The organism is Streptomyces sp. NPDC046900 (assembly GCF_040644975.1).
GTDB lineage: Bacteria > Actinomycetota > Actinomycetes > Streptomycetales > Streptomycetaceae > Streptomyces.
In genome coordinates this window covers 156459-177139 of the sequence record NZ_JBEYXD010000001.1, presented here as the reverse complement: position 1 = coordinate 177139, position 20681 = coordinate 156459, and the positions used below count along the sequence as shown (strand labels likewise).

General features: G+C 70.2%; 19 protein-coding genes. 16 read left to right on the top strand and 3 right to left on the bottom strand.

Features of this window, described 5'->3' with window-relative positions; genetic code table 11:
- The first annotated feature begins 62 nt into the window (after positions 1-62).
- Positions 63-2039, top strand: coding sequence for a threonine--tRNA ligase (thrS, locus tag ABZ904_RS00755; RefSeq protein WP_361820340.1), 1977 nt, complete (start codon positions 63-65; stop codon positions 2037-2039).
- Between the two features lie 27 nt (positions 2040-2066).
- Here the strand turns inward: thrS and ABZ904_RS00750 are convergent, their stop codons facing one another.
- Positions 2067-2594 carry an ion channel gene (locus tag ABZ904_RS00750; protein ID WP_361820337.1) on the bottom strand — a complete coding sequence of 176 codons (528 nt, stop codon included), beginning with the start codon at positions 2592-2594 and terminating at the stop codon, positions 2067-2069.
- Positions 2595-2794: 200 nt separating this feature from the next.
- On the opposite strand from ABZ904_RS00750, the gene ABZ904_RS00745 reads away from it, so the two are divergent.
- Positions 2795-3355 carry an HIT domain-containing protein gene (locus ABZ904_RS00745; protein WP_359389965.1) on the top strand — a complete coding sequence of 187 codons (561 nt, stop codon included), beginning with the start codon at positions 2795-2797 and terminating at the stop codon, positions 3353-3355.
- Positions 3356-3508: 153 nt separating this feature from the next.
- Here the strand turns inward: ABZ904_RS00745 and ABZ904_RS00740 are convergent, their stop codons facing one another.
- Positions 3509-5167, bottom strand: coding sequence for a hypothetical protein (locus ABZ904_RS00740; RefSeq protein WP_359389968.1), 1659 nt, complete (start codon positions 5165-5167; stop codon positions 3509-3511).
- A 192-nt stretch (positions 5168-5359) separates the two neighbouring features.
- Positions 5360-7558, bottom strand: coding sequence for an elongation factor G-like protein EF-G2 (locus ABZ904_RS00735; RefSeq protein WP_359389971.1), 2199 nt, complete (start codon positions 7556-7558; stop codon positions 5360-5362).
- 329 nt (positions 7559-7887) lie between these two features.
- On the opposite strand from ABZ904_RS00735, the gene pgsA reads away from it, so the two are divergent.
- From pgsA to ABZ904_RS00665, 14 genes are all read left to right on the top strand, one after another.
- Positions 7888-8571, top strand: coding sequence for a phosphatidylinositol phosphate synthase (gene pgsA, locus ABZ904_RS00730; protein WP_359389973.1), 684 nt, complete (start codon positions 7888-7890; stop codon positions 8569-8571).
- A gap of 37 nt (positions 8572-8608) precedes the next feature.
- Positions 8609-9541 (top strand): phosphatidylinositol mannoside acyltransferase, encoded by a 933-nt coding sequence (locus tag ABZ904_RS00725; RefSeq protein WP_360991948.1) that lies wholly within the window; start codon positions 8609-8611, stop codon positions 9539-9541.
- Positions 9538-10728, top strand: coding sequence for a glycosyltransferase family 4 protein (locus ABZ904_RS00720; RefSeq protein WP_361820331.1), 1191 nt, complete (start codon positions 9538-9540; stop codon positions 10726-10728). The genes ABZ904_RS00725 and ABZ904_RS00720 overlap by 4 nt, the downstream gene beginning before the upstream one ends.
- A gap of 99 nt (positions 10729-10827) precedes the next feature.
- Positions 10828-11373, top strand: coding sequence for a hypothetical protein (locus tag ABZ904_RS00715; protein WP_361820328.1), 546 nt, complete (start codon positions 10828-10830; stop codon positions 11371-11373).
- Positions 11374-11537: 164 nt separating this feature from the next.
- Positions 11538-12449: a pyridoxal 5'-phosphate synthase lyase subunit PdxS gene (gene pdxS / locus ABZ904_RS00710; protein WP_311696060.1), complete on the top strand. Its 912-nt coding sequence runs from the start codon at positions 11538-11540 to the stop codon at positions 12447-12449.
- A gap of 48 nt (positions 12450-12497) precedes the next feature.
- Complete coding sequence (pdxT, locus tag ABZ904_RS00705) at positions 12498-13106, top strand: pyridoxal 5'-phosphate synthase glutaminase subunit PdxT (RefSeq protein ID WP_359389988.1); 609 nt, start codon at positions 12498-12500, stop codon at positions 13104-13106.
- Positions 13107-13154: 48 nt separating this feature from the next.
- Entirely contained in the window at positions 13155-13907 is a 753-nt protein-coding gene (locus ABZ904_RS00700; protein ID WP_359389991.1) for a YebC/PmpR family DNA-binding transcriptional regulator, read from the top strand.
- A gap of 223 nt (positions 13908-14130) precedes the next feature.
- Positions 14131-14661 (top strand): crossover junction endodeoxyribonuclease RuvC, encoded by a 531-nt coding sequence (ruvC, locus tag ABZ904_RS00695; RefSeq protein ID WP_361820323.1) that lies wholly within the window; start codon positions 14131-14133, stop codon positions 14659-14661.
- Positions 14658-15263 carry a Holliday junction branch migration protein RuvA gene (gene ruvA / locus ABZ904_RS00690; RefSeq protein WP_359389997.1) on the top strand — a complete coding sequence of 202 codons (606 nt, stop codon included), beginning with the start codon at positions 14658-14660 and terminating at the stop codon, positions 15261-15263. Before ruvC ends, ruvA begins: the two co-directional genes overlap by 4 nt.
- Before the next feature lie 40 nt (positions 15264-15303).
- The gene (gene ruvB, locus ABZ904_RS00685; RefSeq protein WP_359390000.1) at positions 15304-16374 is read left to right on the top strand and encodes a Holliday junction branch migration DNA helicase RuvB; all 1071 of its coding nucleotides are present in this window, start codon (positions 15304-15306) and stop codon (positions 16372-16374) included.
- Between the two features lie 164 nt (positions 16375-16538).
- A complete protein-coding gene (gene yajC, locus ABZ904_RS00680) occupies positions 16539-17030 on the top strand; it encodes a preprotein translocase subunit YajC (RefSeq protein WP_359390003.1) in 492 nt (163 codons plus the stop codon).
- Between the two features lie 135 nt (positions 17031-17165).
- Entirely contained in the window at positions 17166-18941 is a 1776-nt protein-coding gene (gene secD / locus ABZ904_RS00675) for a protein translocase subunit SecD (protein ID WP_359390006.1), read from the top strand.
- A gap of 3 nt (positions 18942-18944) precedes the next feature.
- A complete protein-coding gene (secF, locus tag ABZ904_RS00670) occupies positions 18945-20057 on the top strand; it encodes a protein translocase subunit SecF (RefSeq protein ID WP_361820317.1) in 1113 nt (370 codons plus the stop codon).
- Entirely contained in the window at positions 20057-20596 is a 540-nt protein-coding gene (locus ABZ904_RS00665) for an adenine phosphoribosyltransferase (protein WP_361820314.1), read from the top strand. The genes secF and ABZ904_RS00665 overlap by 1 nt, the downstream gene beginning before the upstream one ends.
- Positions 20597-20681 lie beyond the last annotated feature (85 nt).

Below are 20681 nucleotides of genomic sequence, written 5' to 3'. Positions count from 1 at the left end.
GATCCCAGTCATGCGCGCGCTCCAGGTATGGCGCCGCACCCGCCTGCAGTCAGGAGAGACCGGTGTCAGACGTCCGTGTGATCATCCAACGCGATTCCGACCGGGAAGAGCGCACGGTGACGACGGGCACCACGGCCGCCGATCTCTTCGCCGGCGAGCGCTCGATCATCGCCGCGCGTATCGGCGGTGACCTGAAGGACCTCGCCTACGAGGTGAAGGACGGCGAGACCGTCGAGGGTGTCGAGATCTCCTCCGAGGACGGTCTGAACATCCTGCGCCACTCCACCGCGCACGTCATGGCCCAGGCCGTGCAGGAGCTGTTCCCCGAGGCCAAGCTGGGCATCGGCCCGCCGGTCAGGGACGGCTTCTACTACGACTTCGACGTCGAGAAGCCGTTCACGCCCGAGGATCTCAAGGCCGTCGAGAAGAAGATGCAGGAGATCCAGAAGCGCGGCCAGCGCTTCTCGCGCCGCGTCGTCACCGACGAGGCCGCCCGCGAGGAACTGGCGGACGAGCCGTACAAGCTGGAGCTGATCGGCCTCAAGGGCTCGGCGTCCAGCGAGGACGGCGCGGACGTCGAGGTCGGCGCGGGCGAGCTGACGATCTACGACAACCTGGACGCCAAGACCGGCGAGCTGTGCTGGAAGGACCTGTGCCGCGGTCCCCACCTGCCCTCCACCCGGAACATCCCGGCGTTCAAGCTGATGCGCAACGCGGCCGCGTACTGGCGCGGCAGCGAGAAGAACCCGATGCTCCAGCGCATCTACGGCACCGCCTGGCCGTCCAAGGACGAGCTGAAGGAGTACCTGGACTTCCTCGCCGAGGCGGAGAAGCGCGACCACCGCAAGCTGGGCAGCGAGCTGGACCTGTTCTCCATCCCGGAGCAGATCGGCTCCGGCCTCGCCGTCTTTCACCCCAAGGGCGGCATCGTCCGCAGGGTGATGGAGGACTACTCGCGCCGCCGTCACGAGGAAGAGGGCTACGAGTTCGTCTACACCCCGCACGCGACGAAGGGGAAGCTCTTCGAGACCTCGGGGCACCTGGACTGGTACGCCGACGGCATGTACCCGCCCATGCAGCTCGACGAGGGCGTGGACTACTACCTCAAGCCCATGAACTGCCCGATGCACAACCTGATCTTCGACGCGCGCGGCCGCTCCTACCGTGAACTGCCGCTGCGCCTCTTCGAGTTCGGGACCGTGTACCGGTACGAGAAGTCGGGCGTCGTGCACGGCCTGACCCGCGCCCGCGGTTTCACCCAGGACGACGCGCACATCTACTGCACCCGCGAGCAGATGGCCGACGAGCTCGACAAGACGCTCACGTTCGTGCTGAACCTGCTGCGCGACTACGGCCTCACCGACTTCTACCTCGAGCTCTCCACCAAGGACCCGGAGAAGTTCGTCGGCTCCGACGAGGCCTGGGAGGAGGCCACCGAGACCCTGCGGCAGGTCGCCGAGAAGCAGGGCCTCCCGCTGGTCCCCGACCCGGGCGGCGCGGCCTTCTACGGGCCGAAGATCTCGGTCCAGGCCAAGGACGCCATCGGCCGCACCTGGCAGATGTCGACGGTCCAGCTGGACTTCAACCTGCCCGAGCGCTTCAACCTCGAATACACCGGGCCCGACGGCTCCAAGCAGCGCCCGGTCATGATCCACCGGGCTCTCTTCGGCTCGATCGAGCGCTTCTTCGCGGTGCTCCTGGAGCACTACGCGGGCGCGTTCCCGGCCTGGCTGGCCCCGGTGCAGGCGGTCGGCATCCCGATCGGCGACGCGCACGTGGAGTACCTGGAGAAGTTCGCCGCGGCGGCCCGCAAGAAGGGGCTGCGCGTCGAGGTGGACTCGTCATCGGACCGTATGCAGAAGAAGATCCGCAACGCCCAGAAGCAGAAGGTGCCCTTCATGGTCATCGCGGGCGACGAGGACATGTCGGCCGAGTCGGTCTCCTTCCGCTACCGGGACGGCTCCCAGGAGAACGGCATCCCGTTCGACGAGGCCATCGCGAAGATCGCGAAGGTGGTCGAGGAGCGGGCGCAGATCTGACGGAGACCTGCCGGAGGGCCCCCGGGTTCAGCTCCCCGGGGGCCCTCCGCCGTCGTCGCGCCGCGAGAACGCCTGCATCAGCCATGACGAGAACGATCCCGCCACCGCGCCCAGCAGACCGAGTCCGCAGCCCATCAGGCCCGTCGCGACCAGCCGCCCGGCCGGTGTCACCGGGACGGAGTCGCCGTAGCCCACGGTCGACAGCGTGGAGACGGCCCACCACAGTGAGTCGCCGAACGTGTGGATCGTCGTGTGCGGGGCCGTGCGCTCCAGGTCGTAGACGGTGAGAGCGGCGGTGAAGCCGAGCAGCACCGCCGACATTCCCGCGTACAGCATCACCCGGCCCTGCAGGGACATCCGCGGGGGATGTCCGTGGCGGCGCTGCACGGCGTCGTGGACCCGTACGATGCGGACCGGCCGCAGCAGGGGCAGCAGCACGACCACCGAGTCCAGCCAGTGCCGGTGGACGAAGTGGAGCCCTTGACCGCTCTGGCGCCGGCGCACCGCGTAGTCGACGACGAACACGCCCAGCTTGCGCAGGTCAGCGCCAGGCACAGATGGCGCACCGGCTCGGGCAGCCATGGCCGAGGACGCGCACCGCGTGCGAGGTGATATAGAGCACTGAGGCCACCGCGAGCGGGGTCCCAGCCCGCCGCTCCCAGCGCGCAGTGAGGCTGTCGTCGTCCACCGGCTCAGCTTCGCCCCCGGCGGATTTGCCCGTGCCCTGCCGACACGCCGCGAACGGGCGAAGCCATATGCTGCACAGCATGACGAGTGAGCCGGAACAGCAGATCGGAGTGGGCACGCAGGACGCCTTCCAGCGCCTGTGGACGCCTCACCGGATGGCGTACATCCAGGGCGAGAACAAGCCGACCGGTCCTGGGGCCGGTGACGGCTGCCCGTTCTGCTCCATCCCGGCCAAGTCCGACGAGGACGGACTGATCGTCAAGCGCGGCGAGCAGGTGTACGCGGTGCTCAACCTGTACCCGTACAACGGCGGCCATCTGATGGTCGTGCCCTACCGCCACGTCGCCGACTACACGGATTTGACCGGTCCGGAGACCGTGGAACTCGCCGAGCTGACCAAGCAGGCCATGACCGCCCTGCGCACCGCGTCCGGCGCCCACGGCTTCAACATCGGCATGAACCAGGGCGCGGTGGCCGGCGCGGGCATCGCCGCCCATCTGCACCAACACATCGTCCCCCGCTGGGGCGGCGACACGAACTTCATGCCGGTGATCGGCCACACCAGGGTGCTGCCGCAGCTGCTGGCGGACACCAGGAAGATGCTGGCGGAGGCGTGGCCCGCGGTCTGAGGCCCCGTCTGGGACCCGGTTGACTCAGCCCGTCGTGTTCTGCCGGTCGTCGGGGGGCTTGAGGACGAGGCCGTTCAGGCCGGAGCGGGGGTCCGCGGCGTCGGTCCCCAGTGACGGCCGGCCCGTGGCATGGACCGGCTCACCTCCCGCGCACTACGCGTCGTAGACGTCGGCCTTCCTCGGCATCGTGTCCTGCACCTGCGTACTGAGGAACGACGACCGTGTGCCGAACTTCTCCGTGTCCACGCCGTTCTCCTCCAGCACCCGGATCGCGGCCGCATGCACCACCCGAAGCACCGGTGTGGCGGCGCGCAGCGCGTCGTCCGCCATGAAGCGGTGCCGCCATGGCTGGTCCGCCCACGCGTGACGCAGACCGAAGGGCTCGGGCAGGGTCAGCGAACCGCCGAGCCAGTTCAGCACCGGCGGGTACCCGGTGAGGGGAGCGCGCACCGCGAGGCGCACCACCTCGTCCGTGTCGACGAGCGGGAGCTTCACCTCGCGCGTCTCCCAGAACCTGACCTGCTTCTGCACCTTCTTGGTCGGCGCCTCGGGCTTCGACGTGAACAGGGAGTGCACCGGGCCCAGCGCGTGCCCGGTGACCTCGATGCGCAGCGTCTCGTGCAGCACCGTCACCGTGATCAGCATGGTGATGATCAACTGGCCGTCCCAGAGCGTCCACTGGACCCCCAGGTAGTGCCGCTCACCGCTGCCGAACTGCTGCTTGTTGCAGATCTCCTGTATCGCGTGGGGTTTGACCTGGTAGGCGTCCACGTCCGTGCCCTTGGGACGGGACACCTCCTTCGCCTTCTCGCCGATGGGGCTGACCACCCAGTGACGTATCGAAGGGGTCGGGAAACCGCCGGTGTTGAGCGGGCCGCGCTCCAGCATCCGCAGCTGGTCGTGGATGGCCTTGATCACGTCCCAGCTGCGGAAGGGGTGGATCTCCTTGTCCTTCTCACGCGGCACGAGGTCCTCGGCGAGCTGCCAGCTGCCCCAGCGGGTGCCCATGCCGAGGATGCCCTTGGGCCCGGCGTAGAAGACGGAGTTGGACTGCTGCTCGGCGCTGAGCCGGGCCAGCGCCTGGCGCAGCCGCTCGGCGGACGTCTCACCGGGGCTGCCGGGCACCGCCTCGGGGATCTTGGCGCCGAGGCCGCCGCCGGCGAGCAGGCTGTCCCAGCGGTCGCGCAGGTCCTGTGCCGTGCGCTCGCAGATCTGCTTGGCCCAGAACCAGCCCACGACCGGCATGACCACCGAGGCACGTGCGTACCACGCCCAGAAGCCCGTGAACGGCATGCGGATCAGGAAGATCACGGCGAGGGCGCCCACGGCGACCAGCAGCGACGAGCCGAGGGCGGTGCTGCGCCTGCCGTCGCGTTTGGCGACGGTGGCGCGGATCTGGAAGACCAGCAGCCACACCAGCATCCCCGGCAGGAACAGCACTCCGCACAGCACCGTCACCGCCGAGAGCCAGTTGTCGCGCTCCCTGCGGATGCGGTGGGCGGCCAGGCAGTGCTCCACGACCACCTGCGGCTCGGTGCCGAAGGACTGGATGAGCGGCTTGCGGTTGGCGCCCAGCATGCGGTCCCGCACCGCAAGTGAGAAAGCCTCACCGAGGTTGGGACGGAATATCTTCGCCCACGAGCGGCCGGGGGTGACGGCCGACTCGTGCCATTCGTTGTTGGCGTCGAGGATCTTCTCGACGCTCGCGTCCCGGTAGGCCGCCGAGGCCAGCGCGTAGGTCGCCGCCGTCTGGCCCGCGGAGCCCGAGAGAGGCACCTGGGCCCCGGGGCTGAAATCGAATCCGTCCGTCACTGCCGCCCCCTCGCCGCCGAACCCGCTCCTGCGGCCTTCCCGACTTCCTTGCTCCGCACACCTGTTGAACAGGCCATCGCACTGATCGCGCCTCGACGTGATCAGGTGATCAGCCTATCGGCAGGCACCGACATCCGTCGGCGGACGGCCAAGAAGCCGCCCGCCGAGGGGACTCGGGAAACACCGGGACGACTACGAGGCGTCCCGCATCTGTTCGCGGATCTTCACCGCCAGTTGCGGCGGCATGGGTTCGTGCCGCGCGTAGGAGCGGCTGAAGCGCGCCGTGCCGTGCGAGAGGGAACGCAGATCGACCGCGTACCGGCCGATCTCGATCTCCGGCACCTCGGCCCGTACGAGGGTGCGGCCGCCGCTGGTCTGCTCGGTGCCCAGCACCCGGCCGCGCCGCCCCGACAGGTCGCTCATCACGGCGCCGACGTAGTCGTCGCCGACGAGCACCGACACCTCGGCGACGGGTTCCAGGAGGTGGATCGTCGTGTCGGCTGCCGCCTCGCGCAGGGCGAGCGCGCCGGCCGTCTGGAACGCGGCGTCGGAGGAGTCCACGGAGTGCGCCTTGCCGTCGAGGAGCGTGATCCGGACGTCGACGAGCGGGTGACCGACGGCCACGCCCTTGGCGGCCTGGGCGCGGACGCCCTTCTCGACGGACGGGATGAACTGCCGGGGGACGGCCCCCCCGACCACCTTGTCGACGAACTCGATGCCCGAGCCGCCGGGCAGCGGCTCGACCTCGATCTCGCAGATCGCGTACTGACCGTGCCCGCCGGACTGCTTCACATGACGGCCGCGCCCGGTGGACCTGCCCGCGAACGTCTCCCGCAGGGAGACCTTGTGCGGGACCACGTCGACCTGGACGCCGTAGCGGCTGCGCAGCCGCTCCAGGGCCACGTCCGCGTGCGCCTCGCCCAGGCACCAGAGCACCACCTGATGGGTGTCCTGGTTCTGCTCCAGCCGCATGGTCGGGTCCTCGGCGACCAGCCGGGAGAGTCCCTGGCTGAGCTTGTCCTCGTCCGCCTTGCTGTGCGCCTGGATGGCGAGCGGCAGGAGCGGATCGGGCATCTCCCAGGGATTCAGGAGCAGCGGGTCGTCCTTGGCCGAAAGCGTGTCCCCCGTCTCGGCTCTGTTCAGCTTCGCCACGCACGCGAGGTCGCCCGCGATGCAGTGCGAGAGGGGACGCTGCTGTTTGCCGAAGGGCGCGGACAGGGCGCCGATGCGCTCGTCGACGTCGTGGTCCTCGTGGCCGCGATCGGCCAGTCCGTGCCCGGACACATGCACCGTCTCGTCGGGACGCAGTGTGCCGGAGAACACCCGGACCAGCGAGACCCGGCCCACATAGGGATCGGACGACGTCTTGACGACCTCCGCCACGAGCGGTCCGCCGGGGTCGCAGAGCGCGAGCTCGCGCGGCTTGCCGTCCGGCGAGCTGACGGCGAGCGCCTCGCGCTCCAGGGGAGTCGGGAACCCGCCCCCGACCAGCTCGAGGAGTTCGACGGTGCCGAGCCCCTGGCGGCCACCGTCGGTGGCGGGCGCGGCGGCCAGGACCGGGAAGAACGTACCGCGCGCGACGGCTCGCTCCAGGTCCTGCACCAGGCTGTCCAGGTCGATCTCCTCGCCGCCCAGATAGCGGTCCATGAGGGTCTCGTCCTCGCTCTCCGCGATGATCCCCTCGATCAGCCGGTTGCGTGCCTCCTGGATCGGGGGCAGCTGGTCCGGCCCGGGCTCGGACTCCTTGCGCTCGCCGGACGCGTAGTCGAAGAGCTTCTGCGTCAGCAGCCCGGTCAGTCCGGTCACGGGCGCGTGCCCGTCAGGTGCCTGCGGGCCGTGCAGCGGCAGGTACAACGGCAGGACGGCGTCGGGGTCGTCGCCTCCGAACGCCTCGCCGCAGATCCGGGTCATCTCCTCGAAGTCCGCCCGCGCCGCCTCCAGGTGCGTGATCACGATGGCGCGCGGCATGCCGACGGCCGCGCACTCGTCCCACACCATGCGGGTCGAACCGTCCACTCCGTCCGAGGCCGAGACGACGAAAAGGGCCGCGTCCGCGGCTCGCAGACCGGCCCGGAGCTCCCCGACGAAGTCGGCGTATCCAGGAGTGTCCAGAAGGTTGATCTTGATTCCGTCCCAGTCGACGGGCACCAGCGAGAGCTGCACCGAGCGCTGCTGCCGGTGCTCGATCTCGTCGTAGTCCGAGACGGTGCCGCCGTCCTCCACGCGGCCCGCCCGGTTCACCGCTCCCGCTGCCAGCGCGAGAGCCTCCACCAAAGTGGTCTTGCCCGATCCGCTGGGGCCGACCAGCACCACATTCCGTACGGACGTGGGGTGGTCGGCCGCCGTTGCCCTGCCGGCGGCTCCGGGGTGGGGGTTCGCCTTGTCGCCCATGGCCTTGCCTCCCGTGCACGGTGAGGTCACTGTGGGCGCGGACGTACGGATCCTCGCCGGACCTGGTCGGGGAGGTACCCCGGCGCCGGCGGCTCCGACGACGCCCGCGGTGTCTTTCGAGCTTTGCACTCCCGTCACGGTGCGTCCATACGAAGGACGTGATCCCGCCGCCCTCCGTACCGCGCCCGCCGTGATCCGTCCTGGCCCACGCGGTGGCCGGCTCATGCTCCCGGTGCGGGTGCCCGGCGCTCATGCACGCGTGCGCGTGGCTACGATGGGCGCGCCGGTGGCCAGCAGGGCCGCGCGGCGACACGACCGTCGGGAAGGCCATGCTGAACAAGTACGCGCGTGCATTTTTCACGCGTGTCCTCACACCGTTCGCCGCGTTTCTGATCCGCAGGGGCGTCAGTCCCGACACGGTCACGTTGATCGGCACCGCCGGCGTGATGGCGGGCGCGTTGGTCTTCTACCCCCGGGGCGAGTTCTTCTGGGGCACTGTCGTCATCACCCTGTTCGTGTTCTCGGACCTCGTCGACGGCAACATGGCGCGCCAGCTCGGCCGCTCCAGCCGCTGGGGCGCCTTCCTGGACTCCACGCTCGACCGGGTGGCCGATGGAGCGATCTTCGGTGGTTTCGCCCTGTGGTACGCGGGCGACGGCGACAACAACCTTCTGTGCGCGGTCGCGATCTTCTGTCTGGCCAGCGGCCAGGTGGTGTCGTACACCAAGGCCCGCGGCGAGTCGATCGGCCTGCCCGTCGCGGTCAACGGGCTCGTGGAGCGCGCCGAACGCCTGGTGATCTCGCTGGTCGCGGCCGGCTTCGCGGGCCTGCACAAGTTCGGCGTGCCGGGTATCCAGGTACTGCTGCCGATCGCGCTGTGGATCGTCGCCGTCGGCAGCCTCGTCACCCTGATCCAGCGCGTGGTCACCGTGCGCCGGGAATCGGCCGAGGCGGATGCCGCGGCGGCGCAGCGGGACGAGAACGCCTCGCACGGGAGCGGGGCGGCGACGTGAGCGGCGGGCGGGACGGCCGGGAGAACGGGGCGGCGGCGTGACCAGTCCTCGGGAGCGTTTGACGGACGGGCTCTACGGCCTGGGCTGGAGCACGGTCAAGACCCTGCCCGAACCGGTCGCCGCGCGGCTCGGCCGCGGCATCGCGGACCTTGCCTGGAAGCAGCGCGGCAAGGGAGTGCAACGACTCGAGAGCAACTACGCGCGCGTGGTCCCCGGCGCCGGGCCCGAGCGGCTCGCCGAGCTCAGCCGGGCGGGCATGCGCTCCTACCTGCGCTACTGGATGGAATCCTTCCGCCTGCCGGCCTGGAGCGTCGAGCGGGTGAAGAACGGCTTCGATCCCAAGGACCTGCACTTCCTGACCGACGGACTGGCCGCCGGGCGGGGCGTCGTCCTCGCGCTGCCCCACCTGGCCAACTGGGATCTGGCGGGAGCCTGGGTCACCACCGAGTTGCAGATCCCGTTCACGACGGTCGCCGAGCGACTCAAGCCGGAGACGCTCTACGACCGCTTCGTCGCCTACCGCGAGGGCCTCGGCATGGAGGTGCTCCCGCACAGCGGCGGCTCCGCGTTCGGCACCCTGGCCCGGCGGCTGCGCGACGGAGGTCTCGTCTGCCTGGTCGCCGACCGCGACCTGTCCGCCTCCGGGATCGAGGTCGGCTTCTTCGGCGAGACGGCCCGTATGCCCGCGGGACCTGCGCTGCTCGCCCAGCAGACAGGGGCGCTGCTGCTCCCCGTGACGCTCTGGTACGACGACTCGCCGGTGATGCAGGGCCGCGTACATCCCCCGATCGAGGTACCGGAGACAGGTACCCGGGCCGAGAAGACGTCTGTCATGACACAGGCGCTGGCAGACGCCTTCGCCACGGGGATCGCAGAACATCCGGAGGACTGGCACATGCTGCAGCGTCTGTGGCTCGCTGACCTGGATCCAGCCAAGGCTCCTCCTGGGCCCGAGAAGGGGACCTCGTGAGGATCGGCATCGTCTGCCCGTACTCCTGGGACGTGCCGGGCGGCGTCCAGTTCCACATCCGTGATCTGGCCGATTACTTCATCCGTCTGGGACACCAGGTCTCCGTCCTCGCCCCCGCGGACGACGACACACCCCTGCCGCCCTACGTCGTCTCCGCCGGCCGTGCCGTCCCGGTGCCCTACAACGGCTCGGTGGCCCGCCTGAACTTCGGCTTCCTCAGTGCGGCCCGGGTGCGGCGCTGGCTGCACGAGGGCCGGTTCGACGTGATCCACATCCATGAGCCGGCCTCGCCGTCGCTCGGTCTGCTGGCCTGCTGGGCGGCACAGGGCCCGATCGTGGCGACCTTCCACACCTCGAACCCGCGCTCCCGGGCGATGGTCGCCGCGTACGCGATCCTCCAGGCGGCCCTGGAGAAGATCAGCGCGCGCATCGCGGTCAGCGAGTACGCCCGGCGCACGCTGGTGGAACACCTGGGCGGCGACGCGGTGGTGATCCCGAACGGGGTGGACGTCGACTTCTTCGCGAAGGCCGAGCCCAAGTCCGAATGGCAGGGCGAGACGATCGGCTTCATAGGACGCATCGACGAGCCGCGCAAGGGCCTGCCGGTCCTCATGAGGGCGCTGCCGAAGATCCTGGCCGCGCGCCCCGGGACCAGGCTGCTGGTCGCCGGACGGGGCGACGAGGAGGCGGCCGTGGAGACGCTCCCCGCCGAGCTGCGCTCCCGCGTGGAGTTCCTCGGAATGGTCAGCGACGAGGACAAGGCGCGCCTTCTGCGCAGCGTCGACCTGTACGTGGCGCCCAACACCGGCGGCGAGAGCTTCGGGATCATCCTGGTGGAGGCGATGTCCGCGGGGGCGCCGGTGCTCGCCTCCGACCTGGACGCCTTCGCCCAGGTCCTCGACCGGGGCGCGGCGGGCGAGCTGTTCGCCAACGAGAACGCCGACGCGCTGGCCGACGCGGCTGTGCGGCTGCTGGGGGACCCGGAGCGCCGCGCGGAACTGAGCGCGCGGGGCAGCGCCCATGTACGGCGCTTCGACTGGTCGAGGGTCGGGGCGGACATCCTCTCGGTCTACGAGACGGTCACGGACGGCGCGGCCGCGGTGGGAGCCGACGAACGGACGGGTCTGCGGGCTCGGCTGGGGCGCTCGCGAGGGACTGACGTGGAAGGCGCCCGGGGCGCCTCCTGAGCCGGTCCCTGACGCGACGAGCCCGTGGTGGGGGTCCCGCCGCACAGGGAGGCCCCGGTCCGGCCGAGCCCAGCGGGCGCACCGGTAGCCTTGCCGCCCGTGACCGCAACCCCCATCTGGATCCTTGTCGCCCTCATCGCGATCGGCCTCTACCTGAGCTGGACGGCGGGCCGCCTCGACCGGCTGCACTCGCGGATCGACGCGACACGCGCCGCGCTCGACGCGCAGTTGCTGCGCCGCGCCTCGGTCGCCCAGGAGCTCGCGACCTCCGGCGTGCTGGACCCGGCCGCGTCGATCGTCCTGTACGAGGCCGCGCATGGGGCCCGGCAGGCGGAGGAGGAGCAGCGTGAGGTCGCCGAGAGCGAGCTGAGCCAGGCGCTGCGGGCCGTCTTCGGAGAGGCTTCGCAGGTGGACGCGGTACGCGAGGCCCCCGGCGGTGAGGCGGCCGCCCGGGAGCTGACCGAGGCGGTGCGCAGGGTGCCGATGGCCCGGCGGTTCCACAACGACGCGGTGGGGGCGGCGCGGGCGCTGCGGCGCCACCGCAAGGTGCGCTGGTTCCGCCTGGCGGGCCACGCCCCGTTCCCGATGGCCTTCGAAATGGACGACGAGCCGCCTGCGGCGCTCACGGACCGTTCCGCTGTCTGAAGGCCTCGCCCGGCCGGGGTTCGGGGGCAGAAGCCGCCGGGCCGCATCCGATGTGCGGGGCAAAATGATCCACCGCCTCCGTATTGGCCCTTGCAGTGGCCCGTTCACCTCACGTTTCCTCGGTCCAGCAGAAATCCCTCTTTTTCAGAGTGAGGTCGAAACCCGTGTCCAGCACGCTCTCCACCCCCCAGACCCCCGAGACCGGCACAGCCCGCGTCAAGCGCGGCATGGCCGAGCAGCTCAAGGGCGGCGTGATCATGGACGTCGTCACGCCGGAACAGGCGAAGATCGCCGAGGACGCGGGCGCCGTCGCCGTCATGGCTCTGGAGCGGGTCCCGGCCGACATCCGCAAGGACGGCGGTGTGGCCCGCATGTCCGACCCGGACATGATCGAGGGCATCATCAACGCCGTCTCCATCCCGGTGATGGCCAAGTCCCGCATCGGCCACTTCGTCGAGGCCCAGGTGCTGCAGGCCCTCGGCGTGGACTACATCGACGAGTCCGAGGTCCTCACCCCGGCCGACGAGGTCAACCACTCCGACAAGTGGGCCTTCACCACGCCGTTCGTCTGCGGCGCCACCAACCTGGGTGAGGCGCTGCGCCGTATCGCCGAGGGCGCGGCGATGATCCGCTCCAAGGGCGAGGCGGGCACCGGCAACGTCGTCGAGGCCGTCCGCCACCTGCGGCAGATCAAGAACGAGATCGCCAAGCTGCGCGGCTTCGACAACCACGAGCTGTACGCCGCCGCGAAGGAGCTGCGCGCCCCGTACGAGCTGGTCAAGGAGGTCGCCGAGCTGGGCAAGCTCCCGGTCGTGCTGTTCTCCGCCGGTGGTGTCGCCACCCCGGCCGACGCCGCGCTGATGCGACAGCTCGGCGCCGAGGGCGTCTTCGTCGGCTCCGGCATCTTCAAGTCGGGCGACCCGGCCAAGCGCGCCGCCGCCATCGTGAAGGCGACCACCTTCTACGACGACCCGAAGATCATCGCGGACGCGTCCCGCAACCTCGGCGAGGCCATGGTCGGCATCAACTGCGACGTCCTCCCCGAGAGCGAGCGCTACGCCAACCGCGGCTGGTAGTACCCGTCCGTCCGGACACCGCACGACATCACCGAGGACACCACGTACATGACCGACGCACCCGTCATAGGCGTCCTGGCTCTCCAGGGCGACGTACGGGAGCACCTCATCGCCCTGGCCGCGGCCGACGCCGTGGCCAGGCCGGTGCGGCGCCCCGAAGAACTCGCCGAGATCGACGGCCTCGTCATCCCCGGCGGCGAGTCCACCACCATCTCCAAGCTGGCCGTCCTCTTCGGAGTGATGGAACCCCTCCGCGCGCGTGTGCGGGACGGCATGCCCGTCTACGGCACCTGCGCCGGCATGATCATGCTGGCCGACAAGATCCTCGATCCGCGCTCGGGCCAGGAGACCATCGGCGGTATCGACATGATCGTGCGCCGCAACGCCTTCGGGCGTCAGAACGAGTCCTTCGAGGCGGCGGTCGACGTCGAAGGAGTCGAGGGCGATCCTGTAGAGGGCGTCTTCATCCGGGCGCCCTGGGTCGAGTCCGTGGGCGCCGAGGCCGAGGTGCTCGCCGAGTACGACGGTCACATCGTCGCCGTACGCCAGGGCAACGCGCTGGGCACGTCGTTCCACCCGGAGCTGACGGGCGACCACCGAGTGCACGCGCTGTTCGTCGACATGGTGCTCGCCAAGCGAGGGGCGGAGTCCTTGTAGGATCTCTGACGTTCGTACAGAGTTGGGTTACGCGAAGGAGACAGGCAGATGTCCGGCCACTCTAAATGGGCCACGACGAAGCACAAGAAGGCCGTCATCGATGCCAAGCGCGGCAAGCTCTTCGCGAAGCTGATCAAGAACATCGAGGTCGCGGCCCGGACGGGAGGCTCGGACCCCGAAGGCAACCCGACTCTTTACGACGCCATCCAGAAGGCCAAGAAGCAGTCGGTCCCGAACAAGAACATCGACTCCGCGGTCAAGCGCGGCGCGGGCCTCGAGGCCGGCGGCGCCGACTACGAGACGATCATGTACGAGGGCTACGGTCCCAACGGCGTCGCGGTGCTCATCGAGTGCCTCACCGACAACCGCAACCGCGCCGCCTCCGACGTCCGAGTCGCCATGACCCGTAACGGCGGCTCCATGGCCGACCCCGGCTCCGTCTCGTACCTGTTCAACCGCAAGGGCGTCGTGATCGTCCCCAAGGGTGAGCTCGGTGAGGACGACGTCCTCGGTGCCGTGCTGGACGCGGGCGCCGAGGAGGTCAACGACCTCGGCGAGTCCTTCGAGGTGCTCAGCGAGGCCACCGACCTGGTCGCGGTACGCAGCGCTCTTCAGGACGCCGGGATCGACTACGACTCCGCCGAGGCGAACTTCGTCCCGACCATGCAGGTCGAGCTGGACGAGGAGGGCGCCAAGAAGATCTTCAAGCTGATCGACGCGCTCGAGGACAGCGACGACGTGCAGAACGTCTTCGCCAACTTCGACGTCAGCGACGAGGTCATGGAGAAGGTCGACGCGTAACGCTGCCGCGAGCTCGACGTCGACGGCGGGCCGGTGGGACACGTCCCCCGGCCCGCCGTCGTTGTCAGTGGCAGCCGATAGCCTGGCGTCAGTCAATGATCACCGCCCACGGACCGCGCCCAGGCAAACCCGGTGGCGCCCGGCCAGGTCCGCGAGCGCGGCCGGGGGCGCCGCCCAGCGGTAGCCGGGGCGAGGCCGGCCGCACAGAGGGGAAGGGGCGTACGTGCGCGTACTGGGGGTGGACCCGGGGCTGACCCGGTGCGGGGTCGGCGTCGTCGAGGGCGTTCCAGGACGGCCGCTGACCATGCTCGGAGTGGGTGTCGTCCGCACGCCCACGGACGCCGACCTCGGCTTGCGTCTCGTCGCCGTGGAGCAGGGCATCGAGCAGTGGCTGGACGAGCACCGGCCCGAATTCGTCGCCGTGGAGCGGGTCTTCAGCCAGCACAACGTTCGTACGGTGATGGGCACCGCCCAGGCCAGCGCCGTCGCCATACTCTGTGCCGCCCGCCGCGGCATCCCGGTCGCCCTGCACACCCCGAGCGAGGTCAAGGCCGCCGTCACCGGCACGGGACGGGCCGACAAGGCGCAGGTCGGCGCCATGGTCACCCGGCTCCTGCGGCTCGACGCGCCGCCCAAGCCGGCTGACGCCGCCGACGCCCTCGCCCTCGCCATCTGCCACATCTGGCGCGCGCCCGCCCAGAACCGGCTCCAGCAGGCAGTAGCCCTGCACGCATCGAAAGGCCGTACCGCATGATCGCCTTCGTCAGCGGCCCGGTCGCCGCCCTCGCCCCGGACTCCGCGGTGGTCGAGGTGGGCGGCATCGGTATCGCCGTCCAGTGCACGCCGAACACGCTCTCCGGACTCCGGATGGGACAGCAGACCAAGCTCGCCACGTCCCTGGTGGTGCGCGAGGACTCGCTGACCCTGTACGGCTTCGCGGACGACGACGAGCGCCAGGTGTTCGAGCTGCTGCAGACGGCGAGCGGCGTGGGCCCGCGTCTGGCCCAGTCCATGCTGGCGGTCCACAGCCCCGACGCTCTGCGCCGAGCCGTGGCGACCGGTGACGAGAAGGCGCTCATCGCCGTCCCGGGCATCGGCAAGAAGGGCGCGCAGAAGCTGCTTCTCGAGCTGAAGGACCGCCTGGGCGAGCCGATCGGCGCCCCGGCGGTCGGCGCTCCGGTCACCTCGGGCTGGCGCGATCAGCTGCACGCCGCGCTCATCGGCCTCGGGTACGCCACCCGCGAGGCCGAGGAGGCAGTCGCCGCGGTCGCCCCGCAGGCCGAGGCCGCCGGGGGCACGCCCCAGGTGGGTGCCCTGCTCAAGGCGGCCCTGCAGAGCCTGAATCGAGCCCGCTGAACCACCCGCGCCACCACGAGACCGCAAGGCAGAGGAACCGATGAACTGGGATGACACGCCCGACACCCCCGCCCCCGAGCGGCTCGTCGGTGCGTCCGCCGACCGTGAGGACCAGGCCGTCGAGGCCGCGCTGCGCCCCAAGGACCTGGGCGAGTTCATCGGCCAGGAGAAGGTCCGCGAGCAGCTCGACCTCGTGCTCCGCGCGGCCCGGGCCCGCGGCGCCACCGCGGACCATGTGCTCCTGTCCGGCGCCCCCGGCCTCGGCAAGACCACCCTCTCCATGATCATCGCGGCCGAGATGGGCGCCCCGATCCGGATCACCAGCGGCCCCGCCATCCAGCACGCGGGCGACCTCGCCGCGATCCTCTCCTCCCTGCAGGAGGGCGAGGTCCTCTTCCTCGACGAGATCCACCGCATGTCCCGGCCCGCCGAGGAGATGCTCTACATGGCCATGGAGGACTTCCGGGTCGACGTGATCGTCGGCAAGGGACCCGGCGCGACCGCCATCCCTCTGGAGCTGCCGCCGTTCACCCTGGTCGGCGCCACCACCAGGGCCGGCCTGCTGCCGCCCCCGCTGCGCGACCGCTTCGGTTTCACCGCGCACATGGAGTTCTACGAGCCGGCCGAGCTGGAGCGCGTCATCCACCGCTCGGCGAACCTCCTGGACGTGGAGATCGACCCCGACGGCGCCGCGGAGATCGCCGGACGCTCGCGGGGCACGCCTCGTATCGCCAACCGCCTGCTTCGCCGTGTGCGGGACTACGCGCAGGTCAAGGCGGATGGAGTGATCAACCGCGAGATCGCGGCCGCCGCGCTCACCGTCTACGAGGTCGACGCCCGGGGCCTGGATCGCCTCGACCGTGCGGTCCTCGAGGCCCTGCTCAAGCTGTTCGGCGGCGGCCCCGTCGGCCTGTCCACGCTCGCGGTCGCGGTGGGCGAGGAACGGGAGACCGTGGAAGAGGTCGCCGAACCCTTCCTGGTCCGGGAGGGCCTGCTTGCCCGCACCCCGCGCGGTCGGGTGGCCACTCCGGCCGCGTGGGCACACCTCGGGCTCACCGCGCCACGCGGTGTCACCGGCGGAAACGGACAACAGGACCTGTTCGGGGCCTGACGGCGCGGGACTCGCACCGGCAGGAACCCCGGTGCCATGCTGAGCGTTGTTCCTTGCGTGCGGACTCGCTTAGACTCCGCCGATGCCGCCCTTATAAGCGGCGCCGTCCCCTCCCATCCACCAGGCCGCCGATCGAGCGGTCGTGCGAAGGAAAATTCCGTCCCGTGAATATCGTGACCCTCCTCCTGTTCATCGTGCTGTTCGGGGCCATGCTCCTGATGACCCGCTCGGCCAAGCGCAAGCAGCAGCAGGCCGTTCAGATGCGCAATGAGATGCAGCCCGGAAGCGGCGTCCGCACGATCGGGGGCATGTACGCGACGGTCAAGGAGGTCAACGAGGACACGGTCCTCGTTGACGCGGGCCCGGGCGTGGAGCTCCTCTTCGCGAAGAACGCGATCGGCGCCGTCCTCACCGACGACGAGTACAACCGCATCGTCCACGGCATCGAGCACGACCTGAAGGCCGAGGGCGCCGTCGTGCCGGACGACGTCTCCTCCCTCACCGAGCCCCATGACTCCGCCGCCGACGCCTCCGACGACAAGCCCGTCGACCTCGGCAAGAAGGACTCCGCCGAGGAGGCCGCCGACGAGGCGGCCGACGCGAAGGCGGACGAAGCAGCGCCCAAGAAGACCGACGGCGAGGCCGACGCGAAGTAGCCGCCCATCGGGACCGGAGCGCAGACACGCGCTCCGGTCCCGGATTGTGCGGTTTCCGCCCGGAGACCCGACACAATGTCATGGCCGCCCGCACGCCGACCCCGCGCGCGGCGGCACGAGAGGGAGTACGAGAAGGTGGCAGCACCGAAGAAGGGCCGGAGCGCGAGCGCCCAGAGCAAGCCAGGGCGCTCGCTGGCCCTCATCCTGATCGCCATCGCGGCGCTCACCGGGGGCATGTTCGCCTCCGGGCACACCACTCCGCGTCTCGGCATCGACCTCGCCGGCGGTACGAGCATCACGCTCAAGGCGAAGAGCGGCCAGGAATCCGCGATCAACAAGACCAACATGGACACAGCGGTCGACATCATGAACCGCCGTGTCAACGGTCTGGGCGTGTCCGAGGCAGAGGTCCAGACGCAGGGCGATCGCAACATTATCGTCAACATCCCGCGGGGCACGAACTCCAAGCAGGCCCGGGAGCAGGTCGGCACCACGGCCAAGCTGTACTTCCGCCCCGTCCTCGCCACCGAGGCCGTCGGCCCGGCCGCCTCGGGCAGCCCCACGGCGAGCCCGTCCAGCAGCGCCTCGCCGGGCACCGGCAGCAAGGCGAGCTCCTCCAGCTCCGCGACGCCGTCCGGCTCCGCGACCCCCTCGGCAAGCGCCACCTCTCAGGGCCGCGCGGTCACCGACGCGCTGAAGGCCACCTCGTCGCCGTCGCCGTCCGGCTCGCCGTCGGCAACCTCGAGCGCGAGCCCCTCCGCCAGCGCCTCGCCGTCGGCGAGCAGCGGCGCCTCCGACGCGACCAGCAAGCTCCAGGCCGAGTACGCCCAGCTGAACTGCGCCGACAGCGCCGTCCGCGCCAAGACCGGCGTGGGCACCAAGCCCACCGAGCCCACGGTGGCCTGCGGCCAGAACTCGCAGAAGCAGTGGCAGAAGTACCTCCTCGGCCCGGCCGAGGTCGCCGGAACGGACGTCAAGAAGGCCCAGGCGGTCTACGACACCCAGGGCGCCGGTGGCTGGAAGGTCACCATGGACTTCACGTCCGCGGGGTCCAAGAAGTTCGCGAGCATCACCGGCAAGCTGGCGCAGAACCAGGCGCCGCAGAACGAGTTCGGCATCGTCCTCGACGGTGAGGTCGTCTCCAGCCCGTACGTCAGCCAGGCGCTGACCGGCGGCAGCGCCGAGATCACCGGCAGCTTCGACCAGACCGAGGCCAAGGACCTGGCGAACGTCCTGTCGTACGGTGCGCTTCCGCTCTCCTTCGAGGAGCAGAGCGTCACCACCGTCACCGCCGCCCTCGGCGGTGAGCAGCTGCACGCCGGTCTGATCGCCGGTGCGATCGGTCTCGCCCTCGTCGTGATCTACCTGGTGGTCTACTACCGGGGTCTGTCGCTGATCGCGATCGCCTCGCTGATGATCTCGGCCGTCCTGACCTACGTCATCATGTCGCTGCTCGGCCCGACCATCGGCTTCGCGCTGAACCTGCCGGCCGTCTGCGGCGCCATCGTCGCGATCGGTATCACCGCGGACTCGTTCATCGTGTTCTTCGAACGCATCCGGGACGAGATCCGCGAGGGGCGCTCGCTGCGGCCCTCCGTCGAGCGTGCCTGGCCGCGTGCCCGGCGCACCATTCTGGTCTCCGACTTCGTCTCGTTCCTCGCCGCCGCGGTGCTGTTCATCGTCACGGTCGGCAAGGTCCAGGGCTTCGCGTTCACCCTTGGTCTCACGACGGTCCTGGACGTGGTGGTCGTCTTCCTGTTCACCAAGCCGCTGATGACCATCCTCGCCCGCCGGCAGTTCTTCGCGGGCGGTCACAGCTGGTCCGGTCTCGACCCCAAGCGCCTGGGCGCCAAGCCGCCGCTGCGGCGCACCCGTCGTCCCTCCGCCCCCGTCGACCCGAAGGAGGCGTGAGAGATGTCCAAGCTCGGCAACCTCGGCGCCAGGCTCCACCGAGGCGAGGTCTCCTACGACTTCGTCGGCAAGCGCAAGATCTGGTACGGCATCTCGATCCTGATCACCATCACGGCCATCCTCGGCCTGACGGTGCGCGGTCTGAACATGGGCATCGAGTTCCAGGGCGGTGCCGTCTTCACCACCCCCAGCACGAGCGCCTCCGTGGCGCAGGCCGAGACCTACGCCCAGGACTCCTCGGGTCACCAGGCGGTCGTGCAGAAGCTCGGTACGGGCGGTCTGCGCATCCAGATCGCCGGTATCGAGACCGGCAAGGCCGACCAGATCAGGGACGCACTCGCCAAGGACCTGAACGTCAACGCCGAGAAGATCAACGCCGATCTGGTCGGTCCCAGCTGGGGCGAGCAGATCGCCAGCAAGGCCTGGCAGGGTCTGGCGATCTTCATGGTGCTCGTGGTGATCTACCTCGCGATCGCCTTCGAGTGGCGCATGGCCGTCGCGGCCCTGGTCGCGCTGATCCACGACATCACCATCACCACCGGTATCTACGCCCTCGTCGGCTTCGAGGTGACGCCCGGTACGGTGATCGGTCTGCTGACGATCCTCGGTTACTCGCTCTACGACACGGTCGTCGTCTTCGACAGCCTCAAGGAGCAGACGAAGGACCTCACCAAGCAGACCCGCTGGACCTACAGCGACGTCGCCAACATGTCGATCAACAGCACCCTGGTCCGCTCCATCAACACCACCGTGGTGGCGCTGCTGCCGGTGGCCGGTCTGCTGTTCATCGGTGGCGGTTTCCTCGGCGCGGGCACGCTGAACGACATCTCGCTGTCGCTGTTCGTCGGTCTTGCGGCCGGTGCGTACTCGTCGATCTTCATCGCCACGCCGCTCGTCGCCGACCTCAAGGAGCGCGAGCCGCAGATGAGGGCCCTCAGGAAGCGGGTCCTGGCCAAGCGCGCCCAGGCCTCCGCCGAGGGCGAGCTCGCCGCGGCCCGGGCCGGTGTCGAACCGGACGAGGGCGAACCGGAGGACTCCACGCCCGCCGTCGTGGGCCAGCGCGACCAGCCCGCGTCCCGCACCCGCGGTCGCGGCCGACCCTCCGGCAAGCGCTGATGACCGACATAACGGCGCTGCTGCTGAGCCGCATACGGGATGTGCCGGACCACCCGCAGCCGGGCGTGATGTTCAAGGACATCACCCCGCTGCTCGCGGACCCGAAGGCGTTCACCGCGCTCACCGACGCACTGGCGGAGCTGGCCGTGCGGCACGGCGCGACGAAGATCGTCGGTCTGGAGGCCCGCGGGTTCATCCTCGGAGCGCCGGCCGCCATCCGCGCGGGCGTCGGCTTCGTCCCCGTGCGCAAGGCGGGCAAGCTTCCCGGAGCCACCCTGCTCCAGGCGTACGACCTCGAGTACGGCTCCGCCGAGATCGAGGTGCACGCCGAGGACCTCTCCGCGGCGGACCGCGTGATGGTCGTGGACGACGTCCTCGCCACCGGCGGCACCGCCGAGGCCTCCCTCCAGCTCATCCGCCGGGCGGGGGCCGGGGTCGCCGGAGTGTCCGTGCTGATGGAGCTGGGCTTCCTGGGCGGCCGTGCCCGCCTGGAGCCGGCCCTGGCCGGGGCGCCGCTGGAGGCACTGCTTCAGATCTGAGCACCGCCGGATACACCGCCGCGCCAGGCGGAGGACGGCCGCTGTACACACGAGACGGGCCCGGAGGAATCCGGCGCCCGTCTCG

What these genes read in the sequence shown, in the direction of transcription:
- ABZ904_RS00745 (WP_359389965.1), top strand. Translation starts at nt 2,795, where the DNA reads ATGCTGCACAGCATGACGAGTGAGCCGGAACAGCAGATCGGAGTGGGC.
- ABZ904_RS00735 (WP_359389971.1), bottom strand. Translation starts at nt 7,558, where the DNA reads ATGGGCGACAAGGCGAACCCCCACCCCGGAGCCGCCGGCAGGGCAACG.
- pgsA (WP_359389973.1), top strand. Translation starts at nt 7,888, where the DNA reads ATGCTGAACAAGTACGCGCGTGCATTTTTCACGCGTGTCCTCACACCG.
- pdxT (WP_359389988.1), top strand. Translation starts at nt 12,498, where the DNA reads ATGACCGACGCACCCGTCATAGGCGTCCTGGCTCTCCAGGGCGACGTA.
- ABZ904_RS00700 (WP_359389991.1), top strand. Translation starts at nt 13,155, where the DNA reads ATGTCCGGCCACTCTAAATGGGCCACGACGAAGCACAAGAAGGCCGTC.
- ruvA (WP_359389997.1), top strand. Translation starts at nt 14,658, where the DNA reads ATGATCGCCTTCGTCAGCGGCCCGGTCGCCGCCCTCGCCCCGGACTCC.
- ruvB (WP_359390000.1), top strand. Translation starts at nt 15,304, where the DNA reads ATGAACTGGGATGACACGCCCGACACCCCCGCCCCCGAGCGGCTCGTC.
- secF (WP_361820317.1), top strand. Translation starts at nt 18,945, where the DNA reads ATGTCCAAGCTCGGCAACCTCGGCGCCAGGCTCCACCGAGGCGAGGTC.
- ABZ904_RS00665 (WP_361820314.1), top strand. Translation starts at nt 20,057, where the DNA reads ATGACCGACATAACGGCGCTGCTGCTGAGCCGCATACGGGATGTGCCG.